A 14,177-nucleotide genomic window follows, 5' to 3' on the forward strand; every position below is an offset into this window, starting at 1 on the left:
TATGACTGATATATCTTTTACGCAAAACCGAGAGCTTTCTTGGTTGCAATTTGATCAAAGAGTGCTTGAAGAAGCTAATGACAAAAGTGTTCCCTTACTTGAAAGATTAAGATTTTTCTCCATATTTGACACCAACCTTGAAGAGTTTTTTATGGTTAGGGTTGGTAGTCTTACTGATTTCAAAAATCTAAAGAAAAAGCCTGTTGATAACAAATCAGGTATGACCAGTGACGAACAAATAGATGCAATACTTAAAGAATGTATCGATTTGTATCGTAAAAAAGACCAAGTTTACAATCAATTAGTTGATGACCTCAAGGTAAATGGCATCAACTTATTAAAAGTTTCAGAGTTAAGTGAAAAAGATAAAAAATACGTAGAGTATTACTTTAATACAAAAATCGAACCAATATTAAACTTTCAAATAGTTGATAGGGTTCACCCATTTCCAAGATTGCCAAATCTGGCCTTATCTGTCCTATTTTCTCTAAGAAAACATAACGACAAGGTAAGCGATAGAGTTGGCCTAATCCAAGTTCCTGATAGAATAAAAAGATATCTTAAAATCAACGATACTACTTTCGTATTCGTAGAAGACATAATCAAAGAATATGGCTACCAAGTTTTTGAGGGTTACACGGTTGAAAATAAATATATCATTTCCCTAACAAGAAATACCGATATTGCTTATGATGACGATGATTTTGATATAGATCAAGACTTTAGATCATATATGAAGACTCAACTTAAGAAAAGAAAAAGATTACACCCGGTAAGACTTGAGGTTGACCAAGACCTTAGTGAAGAATCTATAGAATTTTTAAAGGCACAATTTGATCTAGATGAAAAGAATATTTTCTTGACCAAGTCTTTGATGCAACCAGGATTTTTGTTTGCCCTTGTCGAGGACTTGCCAGAAAATATAATAAGCAACCATACCTATGATAAATTTTCTCCACTAGATTCTGCTATGGTTGATCCAAATGAAAAAATGATTGATCAGATTGAGAAGAAGGATATAATATTATCTTTTCCATATGAATCTATGGACCCTGTCATAAGATTGTTAGAGGAAGCTGCAGAAGATGATAGTGTAGTTTCAATTAAAATCACCCTATATAGGATAGCAGAAGATAGTAAGATTGCCAAAGCTTTGATAAAGGCAAGTGAAAATGGCAAAGATGTCACAGTTTTGATGGAACTTAGGGCAAGATTTGATGAAGATAACAACCTATTTTGGTCAACAAAACTCGAGGATGCAGGCTGTAAGATATTATTTGGTTTTGATAACTACAAGACTCACTCAAAAGTTTGCCTTATAACTAAGGTAGATGATAATGAAAATGTAGAATATGTTACCCAAGTTGCCACAGGTAATTATAACGAAAAAACAGCAAAGCTTTACACAGATTTTTCATTTATGACTGCAAGCGGACCTATAGGCCAAGATGCCAAGGAATTATTTGATAATATCCAACTAGGCAATTTGGAAGGAGAATATGATAATCTTCTTGTTAGTCCAAAATCTATGCAAGAAGGTCTAGCTAGGTTAATAGACGAACAAATAGAAAGACAAAAGCAAAGTCACGATGGATATATAAGGATAAAGGTAAATTCCATTTCAGATAGAAAACTAATCGACAAATTATCCGAGGCATCAAATGCTGGAGTGCATATTGATATGCTAGTTAGAGGTATTTGTTGTATCTTGCCAAGTATCCCAAATAGGACTGAGAATATAAACATTTACCAGATAGTTGGAAGATTCTTGGAACACTCCAGGGTATATCAATTTGGCCGCGATTTGGATGCTAAGTTATATATATCATCAGCTGACTTTATGACTAGAAATATCAGAAATAGGATGGAAGTGGCTGTACCAATATATGATGACGAGGTCAAGAAGAGAATACTGGACTATCTGGATTTGATGTTTTCTGATGATGTAAAGATTAGGAAATTGTTAGCAAACAGTCAGTATACAAAGGTTCAAAATGTTAATAATATAGATGCCCAAGATAGATTGATAGAAAGGGCCAAGAAAAGAAATATTGATATAGAAGAAGAAAGAAATGCACAAAAAGTTGCAAGAAGAAATAGGGCAAAAAGAAATAGGGAGCCTATGAGTGAAGATAGAAAGAAATTGGTTTCTGAGAAAAATTACTTGCAAAGAATCCTAGATATCTTTAGAAGAAAATAAAAAAATTAATAATTTTTCGAAAATTCGACCTATTTGGTCGTTTTTTTGTGAAAAATGTCTGATTTTAGCCAAATAACCCCTATGCATAATTACAAAGTCGTGTTATAATAATATTAACCAAGTATGTAAAGCAAACTTTTTTAGAATTGGAATATATTTTATAAGTTTGTTAATATACTATCCCTTAGACTTACTGATATAAAACGATTGAAATAAATGAATAGGATTTTTATATGTCTAATAAAGGTATCAGAGAAAAAAAGAGAATTAAGCAAAGAGAAAGAAAAGCAAGAACAAAGAAGATTTTAACAAGAACTACAGTAGCAGCCCTAGCCCTTGCAGGTGTCCTACATTTTGGATTTAACAAGGAAGATGATTTCACAATAGCTAGACCTTCCGAATATAGGCAAGCATCTGGCGAAATAAATAATTTATTAGAAGAAGTAGAAGAAGAAAATAACAATGGCAATATCCATGTAGCTACACAGATTGGTTTTGCCGATACAGATATTGAAGAAAAATTACAAGTATCCGATGACGGCTACCAAGATAATCTACAGGAGTATTTGTATTGTGTAAAAACTCAGTATGCCTACCAATATCCAAATGATTTTTCCAAAACTGAAAAGTTTATCAAAGAGGGTTCCTATGTGCCTAGTTTTGGCACGGAAAATGGTTTCACCAAAGTTAAAATCGATGATGCCTATTATTATGTCAATAAATACGGCCTATCAAAACTTACAAGTGACAATCAGATTAAAGTTATAAATGGTCTAACTTATGTTAGTGATGATTATAAATTGCCTAGAGATTTTGATCCGGGTGTAGATAAGACTGCCAAACGTGCATTTGAAACTCTAAGACAAGACATGCAAAGAGAAGGCATGGACTTAAAAATTGCTTCTGATTATAGGGGTTATGACTTAGAAGAAAAAATGTATGCTGCAGGAGAGATTGATAGCTCTGCTGCTGGCACAAATGAACACCAATTAGGATCAGCCTTTGACTTTTTTACAGAAGGTAACAAATATAATGAGAAGTTTGAAAAAACTTCTGAATACCAATGGCTTATAGAAAATGCCTACAAATATGGATTTATAGAAAGATATCCAAAGGGCAAAGAGGATAAGACAAATCATAAAGCTGAGCCTTGGCACTTTAGATTCGTTGGCGTTGAAAATGCCAAAGAGATTTATGAGAATAACTTGACATTGGAAGACTATTTAAAAATCAATTAAAGAGGAGAATTAATAATGAAAGCATATAATACAGACAAAGCACCAGCAGCAGTAGGTCCATACGTACAAGCTATAGGTACAGAAAACTTAGTATTCACATCTGGACAACTTTCTATCAATCCAGAAAATGGTGAACTAGTAACAGAAATCAAAGCTGCTGCAAGACAATCTCTTGAAAATGTAAAAGCAATCCTTGAAGAAGCAGGTACAAGCATGGACAAGGTTATCAAATGTACAGTTTTCCTAGCTGACATCAATGACTTTGCTGCAGTAAATGAAGTTTACAAAGAATACTTCTCTGACCACAAACCAGCAAGATCTGCTATCCAAGTAGGAGCACTTCCACTAGGTGGGGTAATAGAAATAGAAGCTATAGCTACATTATAATAAGCTTTTCAATAATTTAGGCCAAGTTTAGCTTGGCCTTTTTCAATGTCTTATTTTCTGGGTATAAATATATAAGAAGCAAATAAAGGAGAGAATATAATGACAATAAAAGTTTCAGAAATGGCACCAGAATTTACATTAAAAGATCAAGAAAAAAATGATATTAAGTTATCAGAGCTAAAGGGTAAGAAAGTTATCTTATCCTGGCACCCTCTAGCTTTCACTTCTGTATGTACAGATCAGATGAGAAGCTTAGAGAGAAATTATGATAGGATTCAAGAAAAAGGCGATACTGTTGTAATCGGACTTTCTATTGACCCATATCCAGCTAAACAAAAATGGGCTGATATTTTATGCATTGACAATGTAAAAATTGTATCCGACTTCTTCCCATATGCAGAAGTAACCAAAGCCTATGGACTATTTAATGAAGAAAATGGTGCAAGCAAACGTGCCAATGTCATAATAGATGAAGAAGGAAAAGTTAAGTGGGTAAAGGTATACGAAGCTAGCGAACTTCCAGATGTTGAAGAACTTATAGAAAACTTATAAAATTGGCCTCAAAATCTTTCTAATAGATTTTGAGGTTTTTAAATTGTAGATTAAAGTAAAAATGTACTCTGGCTTGGGTATTAATATCCTAAGGACTTATTTATGAGACGAGGAGATAATAATGAATTTAGCAAATATAGTTAATTTACAAAGAGAATATTTTTATTCTGGTCAGACTAAAACATATGATTTTAGGATTTATAATCTAAAAAAATTGCGCGCTATAATAGAGATGTTTGAAGATAATATTTTGATGGCCCTTGCAAAAGATTTGGGCAAGTCAAACTTTGAATCATATACAACAGAAATACTCATGCTCTATGAAGAAATAGATATGGCCATAGAAAATCTAGAAGAGTGGATGAGTCCTATTAGCGAGAAGACTCCAATAACATCTATGCCTGCCAAATCATACACCCTTTATGAGCCAATGGGGCTAACTCTAATCATATCCCCTTGGAATTATCCTTTCCAACTTGCTATGGATCCACTGATAGGAGCAATAGCAGCTGGCAACACTGTAATCCTAAAGACAAGCAGAAAGTCAAAAGAAACTTCAAAACTAATAAGGTCAATACTAAATAAGAATTTTGATCCTGAATTTATTTATGTGGTGGATAATGACAAAGTTGGCCACGATGAGCTCTTATCCTACAACTACGATCATATTTTTTACACTGGTGGAAGTGCTGTTGGAAAGACTATTATGGAAAAGGCCAGCAAGAATCTTTCAAAAGTAACTTTAGAACTTGGAGGCAAGTCTCCTACAATTGTCGAAAAAGATGCTGATATAAGTCTTGCTGCAAGATCTATAGCCTGGGGCAACACTGTAAATGCAGGACAAACTTGTGTATCGCCAGATTATATACTTGTTCATGGATCTATAAAAGAGAAGTTTATAGAAGAGTTGGAGAAAGCTTTATTTGAGTTTTATGGTCTAGATCCACTTTTATCAAGTGACTATCCAAGGATTATAAATGATGATCACTTGTATAAATTGGTGGGACTTCTTGATGGCCAAGATATTATATATGGTGGTAGGTATAATTCAAAGACACTAAAACTAGAACCTACTATAGTAGATAATGTTGATTTTGATAATAAACTTATGGAAGAAGAAATATTTGGACCGATTTTCCCTATAATTACCTACACAAATCTAAATGAAATATTGTATAAAGTTAAGACTTTAGAAAAACCATTAGCCCTTTATCTATTTACCAATGATGAGCGCATCAAAGAAAAGGTAATGTACAATATGGAATTTGGCAATGGCATGGTAAATGGTACTTTGATGATGGTATCAAATCCAAACTTATCCTTTGGTGGGGTAGGCTATAGTGGCCAAGGAGGCTACCACGGCTACTATGGTTTCCAAAACTTCTCAAATAGAAAATCAATAATGCTATCAAATGGACACTTGGATATGAAAATGAAATATCCTCCATATGATAATGGAAAATTAAATTTGATCAAAAAATTGTAAAATTTAAGGGGCTCCTACATTTTGTAGCAGTCCCTTAAATTTTAATATTCGCTATTGTCCAAGTCTTCTTTTATCGCTTTAGCTAAAGCTTTTAATCCTTCAACTTGTTCGTCTTTTACACTAGAATTTACTAGAACATCTTCGCCTATATATTCGTGTTTACCTTTTTCTAGGATTTCTTTTGAAACTTTAAGGCTTGTACCACCCCAAGACCAGTTGTTTAAGAATGAGATGTGTCTGTTTTGGTAGCCTGTACCAACTAATTCTGTTAGGAATGCTTCCATCTTGTAGTATAGGCCTGAGTTGTAGTTGATTGGAGCAAATACAGCATTAGAAAATCTGTGGCAAGCTGCAATCATATATGATGGGTCTGTATTTGATACGTCATAAATTTCTATATCTTCATTTACTCCAAGGTCAGCAAGCTCAGCTGCAAGGATATCGGCAGCTTCTTCTGTATCTCCGTACATTGAAGCAAAGCATATTACTACACCCTTTTCTTCTGGAGTATATGTTGCCCATTTAGTGTATTTATCAAGGATAAAGTCGATTGATTCTTTATCATCATATACTGGACCGTGTAGTGGTAGGATAGCATTTAATTCTAGTCCCTCTACTTTTTTAAATAGGGCTTGAACTTGTTTACCAAATTTACCTACTATGTTGATATAATATCTACGAGCTTGTTCTAACCAATCTCCCCTGTGAATTATATTTTTAGCCTTTAGGTGTCCTTCGATAGCATTAAATGATCCGAAAGCATCAGCTGAGAATAGGTAGCCGTTGTTTGTCTCGTATGACATCATAACTTCTGGCCAGTGAACCATTGGCGCAAATACAAATTTAAGATTATGTTTTCCAAGATTTAGTTCATCACCATCTTTTACTTCGTAATATCTATCCTTGAAATCGTCGTTATAGAATTGTTCGTAAAATTTAAAAGTTTTTGCATTACCAACAAATTTAGCATTTGGGTATTTTTGTAATACAAAGTCAATGTTTCTGCAGTGATCTGGTTCCATGTGGTGGATTACAACATAGTCTAGATCTTCGCCATCAAGAGCTTTCTCTATATTTTGAAGATATTGTCTAGTAAAAGCAGATTCAACACTGTCAAGTAGTACATTTTTTTCATCTTTTATTACAAACGAACTGTATGCTACACCATTTTCTAATGGGAACATATTCTCAAATCTGGTAATACGTCTATCGTTTACCCCTACATAATATATATTTTCCAAAACTTCTCTAATGTTTTGCATAATACCTCCTAGTTTAGAAACTTATAAATACTATACGTCATTAAAGTATTTTTTAAACGGGATTTTTCCTGTCTAAGCTTGGAATTTATCAAAATATTGGAAAATATTATATCAAACTAATAAAACGATATATTTTGAACTTTATTTGCAAATATATAGCTAATGGTTAAAGCAATAAGTGGGTATAAAGCTCCAGAAGCACAAACATATCTAGTAACTGTAGTTACAGAACCTGGCAAGGGTAACCACGGCATATCAATGTTTATCGTTGATAAGGACTTCGAAGGTTTCACATTCTCAGAACCATACGACAAACTTGGTATCAGATCATCAGTTACAGCAGAACTTCACTTTAAAGATGTAAAAGTTCCAAAAGAAAACCTACTTGGCGAACTTGGTAAAGGATTCAAATATGCAATGATGATTCTTGATGGCGGTAGAATCGGTATAGCATCTCAAGCTCTAGGTATAGCACAAGGTGCTTATGAATCAGCTCGTGAATATCAATTTCAAAGAGAACAATTTGGTAAAGCTATAGCTTACTTCCAAGCTAACCAATTCAAACTTGCTGATATGGCTACACAACTAAAAGCAGCTAGACTTCTAGTTTATGATGCAGCTGACAAGAAAGACAACCACGTTAAAGGTTATGGTAAAGATGCTGCTATGGCAAAACTATACGCATCTGATCTTGCAAACAAACTAACAAGTGAAGCCCTACAAATGTACGGTGGATCTGGTTTCATCAAGGGTGTAGATGTAGAACGTCACTACAGAGACTCTAAGATTACTCAAATCTACGAAGGTACAAATGGAATCATGAGAGTGGTTATAGCAGGATACCTACTATCAAAACCAAATAAAGTAAAAACTGACCAGCCAAAACAAAAGAAATCAGTAGTTGGAGATAGAAAAAAACAAATCTTCAAAGGCGATGTAAAAGAATCAGTTAAGAAATTCGTTGAAGCCTTAAAAGCTGATGGATATACATTTGATAACCACAGATCAGAAGCTGATACAGAATTTGAAGAATCTGACAGACTAGTAGTTGCTGGTATGGGTATTGGTGAAGAACAAAACCTAAATCTAGTAAAAGATTTGGCAAAAGCAGCTGATGCTTCAGTAGGAGCAAGCCGTCCAGTATCTTAAGTTAAACATTACTTGCCACTTGATAGATATGTGGGACTTTCTGGTCAAAAATGGGCAGGAGACCTATATATCGGAGTTGGCGTAAGCGGAGCTATTCAACACTTACTAGGAATCAAAGATGTTAAGACAATCTGTGTTATCAACAACGATGAAGCAGCACCATTCTTCGAAAACTGTGACTACGGTATAGTAGGCGACTTCCACGAAGTGCTATCACTATTAATCGAAGAAATAAATGGCTAATCACAAATATTGAGTCTGCAAATGCAGGCTCTTTTTTTGTGGTAAAATATGGATAAGAGGTGATTTTATGAGAGAATTTATAAAAATAAGATCTACAAACTTTAACCTTGCCCTAGGCAATGTAAATAAAAATAAAGAGACTATCAAAGATTTGGTTAAACAAGCTGATAAAGATGGGGTAAATATTCTTTCCCTACCAGAGCTATCTCTAACAGGAGCAAGTCTTTATGATGGATATTGGGATTTGGCAGAAATATGCGAAGATGCAATTATGGACTTGATAGAGTTTTCTAAAGATTATAAGGTCCTATTTTCTGTTGGTTTTCCCTTTAAATACAATAGAAAAATTTATAATGCAATAGGACTTATTATAAATGGAAGTCTAATAGGCCTTACGACAAAGAAAAATTTAAGTGCCATTGAAAAAAATGTTTTTTCAACTGATTTGCCAGATGATGATTTTTTAAATGCCTTTGATAGCTGGCCAAATATAAACATATATGATAGTACAATAGATGGACTGGCAATTGATGTAACAATTGGCGAAGACGAAGAAATGACTATTCCTCGTAGTTTAGAGTATAAAGCAAAGCTAGGAGAAAGACATGAGATTATCCTACACCCTTGTGCCAATCCCAAATTTGCTCTTAATGAAGAAGATATAATAAATAGAGTAAAATTCTTATCCAAGGATGTGACTTATGTTCTTACTTCTTCTGGCATGGGCGAATCTAGCACAGATTTTGTCTATGGTGGTCTAAATGTCATAGCAAATGATGGAGAAGTATTTACTCATACATCAAATGCTCCTATTGATTATATAGGCAAATATTATATAAATGTTGACGAGGACAGTCTATTTCCAACTACATTTACCCAAGAAACTAATAAATGCGAAAAATTTCCTTATCTACCAGATTATGAAAGAGGCGAACAATACGTAAATGATGTTTTAGATATTGGAGCGACAGGTCTAATAAGTCGTATGAAGCATATTGGGATAAAAGATGTATTCTTGGGAGTGTCTGGTGGCCTTGATTCAACCATGGCTCTTTTAACCATAGTTCATGCTTACAAAAAAGAAGGATGGGATTATTCGGGTATCCATTGTTACACCATGCCAGCCTTTGGAACAAGTGATAGAACAAAGTCAAATGCCTATAAGTTATGTCAAGCTTTAGGTTTAGAATTAGAAGAGATTAATATTTCAGAAGCTGTAAGTATACATCTTAGAGATATCGGCCATGATGGCAAGACATCAGACACAGCTTATGAAAATGCCCAAGCTAGAGAGCGCACCCAAGTTCTCTTTGACCTTGCCAATATGGGCAATGGCATAGTTATAGGTACTGGAGACCTATCAGAAAATATGCAAGGCTTTGCAACCTACAATGGCGATCAGATGAGCAATTACTCACTAAATGCAAGCCTTATGAAAACTGAAATCCGCTATATTGTAGGGGCAATTGCAGAAAAAACTGACAATATAAAATTAAAGAGTGTATTAAATGATATACTCGATACACCAATTTCACCAGAACTAGTAAATGAAAGTGCTGAAGAAATCAGTCAAAAAACAGAAGATATCATAGGCCCATATGAACTAATTGATTTTTTCATATATAATCATATGACCAAACATACAAGGCCAATAGAAATCTTGGAAGATGCCTATAGCGCCTTTGAGGACAGCTATGACAAAGAAACTATTAGAAAATGGCTAATATCATATTATAAGAGATTTACATCTAGCCAATTTAAAAGATCAGCAAGTGTTGATGGGCCAAATATCACAGGCAGGTCCTTTAGTCCAAGAGCTGGATTTAAGATACCATCAGATATGTCCTATGCTTCATATATTGAGGAATTAAATGAAAAAGAAGACTAAAATTATAACAGGCCTTGCACTAGCAGGGCTTTGCTTAGCTTTATATGTAGATAGACAATGTTTTGTCGCAAAAGAAGAAAAAGTTATACTAAAATCTGAAAAAATAAAAAAGCCAATAAAAATTACCCAGATAACAGATTTTCATTCAAATGCTATCAAAAATCTTGATGAGGTCCTAGAAAATATACAAAACTTCAACCCAAATCTAGTAATATTGACAGGTGATATCATAGACTATGGAACTGATAAGAAAATAGAAAGGTCTGTGTGTTTTTTAGAAAAACTAAGGTCCTTAAATATAAAAACCTACTATATAACAGGTAACCACGAAGAAGCTGGAGCAAACTTGGATAAGTTTTTAAGCGAGATTGAAAGACTTGGAATCACATACCTTAAAAATGAGGGCGAGAGATTAAATATAAATGGCAATAAAGTTTATCTTTACGGCACAAGTATGTTTGATTTTTCATATGAAAATTATAAGGCAGATGATGAAAGTGTAAATATAATTCTAAGTCATTTTTCAAAAAATGTCAGGGATAACTACCAAGGGAGTGAAGACTTCATATTCTCAGGCCACACTCACGGAGGCCAAGTCAGACTACCAATAGTAGGTGGACTAGTAGCCCCGGGAGAAGGATTTTTCCCAAATTATGACAAAGGAGCCTTTAAATTCAATGATTCAATAATATATATAGACAGCGGACTAGGAAACACCTTCCTACCCCTACGCTTCATGGACCAAATACAGTATAGTAATATAGTACTAGCGCCAGTAGTTTAGTGGTAAAACAAAGGTGTCCGAAGCCTAAGATGGGGGTTCGATTCCCTCTTGGCGTGCCAACAAGCCTGCCCGGCTTCCTGTGAGGGCCCGTGCCCAAAAGGCACGGAATAACCGCAGGAGCGAAGCGACGAGGACCAAATCAAGAATGCCCAGATTCCTGTAAGGGCCAGTGCCCAACAGGCGCGAAACAACCGCAGGCTGAAAGCTGAGGACCAATACAAGCCCCTACGAAAACCCGCTTTCTTCGAAAGCTCTTCCGTGCTACCGCACTAAGTTTTCGGGGTAAATATGCGAAATCAACGCATATTTACCCAGCTTCCAGAGAGTATTCGGCCCAAAAGTCACGGAACAAAATCGGTCCACAAAGCTGAGGAATAATGCAAAAGTCATTATTCCTATTTTTTTAAAATTCTTTCTCATAAAAATCATTCAAAACTTATTTTAATTCGTAAATTCCTTATCCTAATTGCCAAAAATTGATTCCACCCTTATCACTTTTCTAAAGCATAATAATAGATTAATTTGCTAATTTATTTCTTTTATCGCAAAAAAGAGGTAAAATTATTTTAAATATTGTTTTTAGAAATAGTTACAATAATATTAAGAATAAGGAGTTAGTATGAGAATAGCAAGAGAAAAAATATGGATAACCGGATCTTCTGGTAGACTTGGCACTTCTATGCAAAGACTATTGGATCCTTTGGATTCAGAAATTATAGCTACAGATAAGCATGAAGTTGATATTACAAAGCAAGATGAAGTTAGAAAGTTTGTTAGCCGTATTAGACCTAGCGTTATTATTAATTGTTCAGGTATGTCAAATAGAGATAAGTGTGAAGCTGACCCAGATGGTGCATTTTTGTTAAATGCCATAGGAGCTAGAAATGTTGCCATTGCTTCAAATACCTTTATGGCAAAACTTGTTCAACTTTCGACAGCCGATGTTTTTGATGGAACAAGTTTCAAATCCTATACAGAATTTGACAAGGCCAATCCAAAGAGTGTTTATGGCAAGAGTAAGTTTGAGGGGGAAAACTATGTTAGAGAATTTTCTAATTACCATTTTATTATTAGGGTAAGTAGGCTATATTCTCGTGAGAATCAGTTTGTCGAAAATATTTTAAAACAAGCTGATAGTGGAAAAGTAGAGGTTGCAAAAGACTTATATATGTCACCAACTCCTGCTTTTGAGCTAGCTAATTTCCTCATACCTTTGATTGAAACTAATTCGTTTGGTACCTACCATGCTTCATCAGGAGCCTATACTTCTATGTATGACTTTGCTAAAGAAATCCTAGATTATTGTGGCAAGGATGCTGAGATAATAGAAACAGAAGACAATCCAAGTATGCTTGCAAGGCCAGGATTCTATGCCTTGGAAGATTATATTCTAAAAATAACTGATGGGTATAAGATTCCACATTGGAAGGATACCTTACATGAATATATAGATAGGGAGGGATTAAATGAAAAAAAATAGAAGAGACATATCTCCATCGAAAAAAATATTCATTGCCCTAATTGCGGGTTTAATTTTTGGGATAATATTGCACAATTTTGTGCCAGATTCTCATTTCAAAAATTACATTTTAATTGAAGGAATATTTTATACCCTAGGTCAACTTTTCATAAGATTAATGCAAATGTTAGTTGTACCACTAGTATTTTTCTCAATTGCAGACGGTTGTAGAAACTTAGGTGATACAGAAACTTTGGGCAAGGTTGGTATAAGAATTGTAGTATTTTATCTATTTACTACTGCTCTAGCTATAGTTATAGCCCTTGGCCTTTCTAGCTTGATTGGTCCTGGTAAGGGCATGAATATGCAAATTGGTGATCAAAATTTTGAAGTTGCTAACGCAGATATTTCCCTTAAAGATACCATTCTTGATTTTATACCTACAAACCCAGTAGGGGCTCTTGCAGAAGGTAATATGATTCAAATCATAATATTTGCAGTGCTTGTAGGGCTATTAATTGCATCAATGGAAGATAGGTTAGTTTCTCTTGGCAATATAGTTACTGAGATGAATGACCTTATGATGGGAATGACAGCATGGGTTATGAAACTTGCACCAATGGGTGTATTTTTCCTAATATCTAGAACATTTTCTAACCTAGGCTTTGATGCTATCTTATCTATGCTATCATATATGGCATCAGTTCTTGGTGGCCTTGTAGTCCAACTACTAGTAGTTTATATGATTTTGTTGACTGCCTTTGTAAGAGTGAATCCATTTAAGTTTTTAAAGAAATATGCGCCTGTAATGACCTTTGGTTTTTCAACAGCATCATCTTCTGCTACCGTCCCAATCAATATTCAAACACTTGAAGATATGGGAGTTGATAGGAAAATATCATCATTTACTATCCCTCTTGGGGCAACAGTAAATATGGATGGTACGGCTATCATGCAAGGAGTAGCAGTAGTCTTTATAGCCAATGCTTACGGTATTACCCTAAGTCCAACAGACTTTTTGACAGTAATACTTACAGCGACAATTGCTTCAGTTGGTACAGCTGGTATACCATCAGTAGGTTTAGTAACACTTTCAATGGTTCTAGAATCAGTTGGCCTTCCAGTAGAAGGTATTGCAATCATCATGGGTATAGATAGAATCTTAGATATGGCAAGAACGACAATAAACTTATCTGGCGATGCTACAGGTACAATAATTGTAGCAAACTCAGTTGGAGCCTTTGATAAAGCAAAATTTAATAGTTAAAAAATAAGGGGCTGTTGCAAAAGTCCTAACATAGAAAAAAGACGAGGAAACTAAACATCCTCGTCTTTTTCTGATACAATGTATTTATGAAAACCGTTACAAATACATCATCACTAACTAATTTTACACTAGTTAATGATACAATTCAATTAAAATTAAACTTTAATACAGAAATATACATTCAAAATGATGTTAAACTAAGGCTTGTAAAAAATATAATTGAAAGGATAGATCTAGCAGAATTAAAAAAAGTCTACTCATC

Annotated in this window: 10 protein-coding genes, 1 tRNA gene and 1 pseudogene; 11 read left to right on the top strand and 1 reads right to left on the bottom strand. The window is 34.4% G+C overall.

Features of this window, described 5'->3' with window-relative positions; all coding sequences use genetic code 11:
* Nucleotide 1: 1 nt before the first annotated feature.
* The 5 genes from BN38_RS09985 to BN38_RS10005 all read left to right on the top strand — a co-directional run bounded on the left by BN38_RS09985 (nt 2) and on the right by BN38_RS10005 (nt 5,863).
* Complete coding sequence (locus tag BN38_RS09985; protein ID WP_044567473.1) at nt 2–2,200, top strand: RNA degradosome polyphosphate kinase; 2,199 nt, start codon at nt 2–4, stop codon at nt 2,198–2,200.
* A gap of 233 nt (nt 2,201–2,433) precedes the next feature.
* On the top strand, nt 2,434–3,438 hold the full coding sequence (locus BN38_RS09990) for a M15 family metallopeptidase (protein WP_044567475.1): 1,005 nt from the start codon (nt 2,434–2,436) through the stop codon (nt 3,436–3,438).
* Nucleotides 3,439–3,453: 15 nt separating this feature from the next.
* Entirely contained in the window at nt 3,454–3,825 is a 372-nt protein-coding gene (locus tag BN38_RS09995) for a RidA family protein (RefSeq protein WP_044567477.1), read from the top strand.
* A 99-nt stretch (nt 3,826–3,924) separates the two neighbouring features.
* A complete protein-coding gene (locus BN38_RS10000; protein WP_044567479.1) occupies nt 3,925–4,377 on the top strand; it encodes a redoxin domain-containing protein in 453 nt (150 codons plus the stop codon).
* A gap of 121 nt (nt 4,378–4,498) precedes the next feature.
* Nucleotides 4,499–5,863 carry an aldehyde dehydrogenase family protein gene (locus BN38_RS10005; RefSeq protein ID WP_044567481.1) on the top strand — a complete coding sequence of 455 codons (1,365 nt, stop codon included), beginning with the start codon at nt 4,499–4,501 and terminating at the stop codon, nt 5,861–5,863.
* A 41-nt stretch (nt 5,864–5,904) separates the two neighbouring features.
* Here the strand turns inward: BN38_RS10005 and BN38_RS10010 are convergent, their stop codons facing one another.
* Nucleotides 5,905–7,125 (bottom strand): FprA family A-type flavoprotein, encoded by a 1,221-nt coding sequence (locus BN38_RS10010; protein WP_044567484.1) that lies wholly within the window; start codon nt 7,123–7,125, stop codon nt 5,905–5,907.
* 189 nt (nt 7,126–7,314) lie between these two features.
* Between BN38_RS10010 and BN38_RS10015 the strand changes: the two are divergent.
* The 6 genes and pseudogenes from BN38_RS10015 to BN38_RS10040 all read left to right on the top strand — a co-directional run.
* Nucleotides 7,315–8,517 (top strand): annotated as a pseudogene (locus BN38_RS10015) (acyl-CoA dehydrogenase family protein); the annotation flags it as partial.
* A 67-nt stretch (nt 8,518–8,584) separates the two neighbouring features.
* Nucleotides 8,585–10,405, top strand: a complete 1,821-nt coding sequence (nadE, locus tag BN38_RS10025) for an NAD(+) synthase (RefSeq protein WP_044567486.1) — start codon at nt 8,585–8,587, stop codon at nt 10,403–10,405.
* Entirely contained in the window at nt 10,389–11,189 is an 801-nt protein-coding gene (locus BN38_RS10830) for a metallophosphoesterase (RefSeq protein ID WP_049944498.1), read from the top strand. Before nadE ends, BN38_RS10830 begins: the two co-directional genes overlap by 17 nt.
* A tRNA-Arg gene (locus tag BN38_RS10030) sits at nt 11,175–11,248 on the top strand. Before BN38_RS10830 ends, BN38_RS10030 begins: the two co-directional genes overlap by 15 nt.
* 560 nt (nt 11,249–11,808) lie before the next feature.
* Nucleotides 11,809–12,669 carry an SDR family oxidoreductase gene (locus BN38_RS10035; protein WP_044567488.1) on the top strand — a complete coding sequence of 287 codons (861 nt, stop codon included), beginning with the start codon at nt 11,809–11,811 and terminating at the stop codon, nt 12,667–12,669.
* Entirely contained in the window at nt 12,656–13,915 is a 1,260-nt protein-coding gene (locus BN38_RS10040; protein ID WP_044567491.1) for a dicarboxylate/amino acid:cation symporter, read from the top strand. Before BN38_RS10035 ends, BN38_RS10040 begins: the two co-directional genes overlap by 14 nt.
* The last annotated feature ends 262 nt before the right edge of the window (nt 13,916–14,177 follow it).

This window comes from Anaerococcus provencensis, assembly GCF_000312365.2.
Taxonomy (GTDB): Bacteria; Bacillota; Clostridia; order Tissierellales; family Peptoniphilaceae; genus Anaerococcus; species Anaerococcus provencensis.

Excerpts from the sequence above, each read along its gene's own strand:
- BN38_RS09990 (WP_044567475.1), top strand. The coding sequence starts at position 2,434 with ATGTCTAATAAAGGTATCAGAGAAAAAAAGAGAATTAAGCAAAGAGAA.
- nadE (WP_044567486.1), top strand. The coding sequence starts at position 8,585 with ATGAGAGAATTTATAAAAATAAGATCTACAAACTTTAACCTTGCCCTA.
- BN38_RS10040 (WP_044567491.1), top strand. The coding sequence starts at position 12,656 with ATGAAAAAAAATAGAAGAGACATATCTCCATCGAAAAAAATATTCATT.
- BN38_RS09985 (WP_044567473.1), top strand. The coding sequence starts at position 2 with ATGACTGATATATCTTTTACGCAAAACCGAGAGCTTTCTTGGTTGCAA.
- BN38_RS10035 (WP_044567488.1), top strand. The coding sequence starts at position 11,809 with ATGAGAATAGCAAGAGAAAAAATATGGATAACCGGATCTTCTGGTAGA.
- BN38_RS10830 (WP_049944498.1), top strand. The coding sequence starts at position 10,389 with ATGAAAAAGAAGACTAAAATTATAACAGGCCTTGCACTAGCAGGGCTT.
- BN38_RS09995 (WP_044567477.1), top strand. The coding sequence starts at position 3,454 with ATGAAAGCATATAATACAGACAAAGCACCAGCAGCAGTAGGTCCATAC.
- BN38_RS10010 (WP_044567484.1), bottom strand. The coding sequence starts at position 7,125 with ATGCAAAACATTAGAGAAGTTTTGGAAAATATATATTATGTAGGGGTA.
- BN38_RS10005 (WP_044567481.1), top strand. The coding sequence starts at position 4,499 with ATGAATTTAGCAAATATAGTTAATTTACAAAGAGAATATTTTTATTCT.
- BN38_RS10000 (WP_044567479.1), top strand. The coding sequence starts at position 3,925 with ATGACAATAAAAGTTTCAGAAATGGCACCAGAATTTACATTAAAAGAT.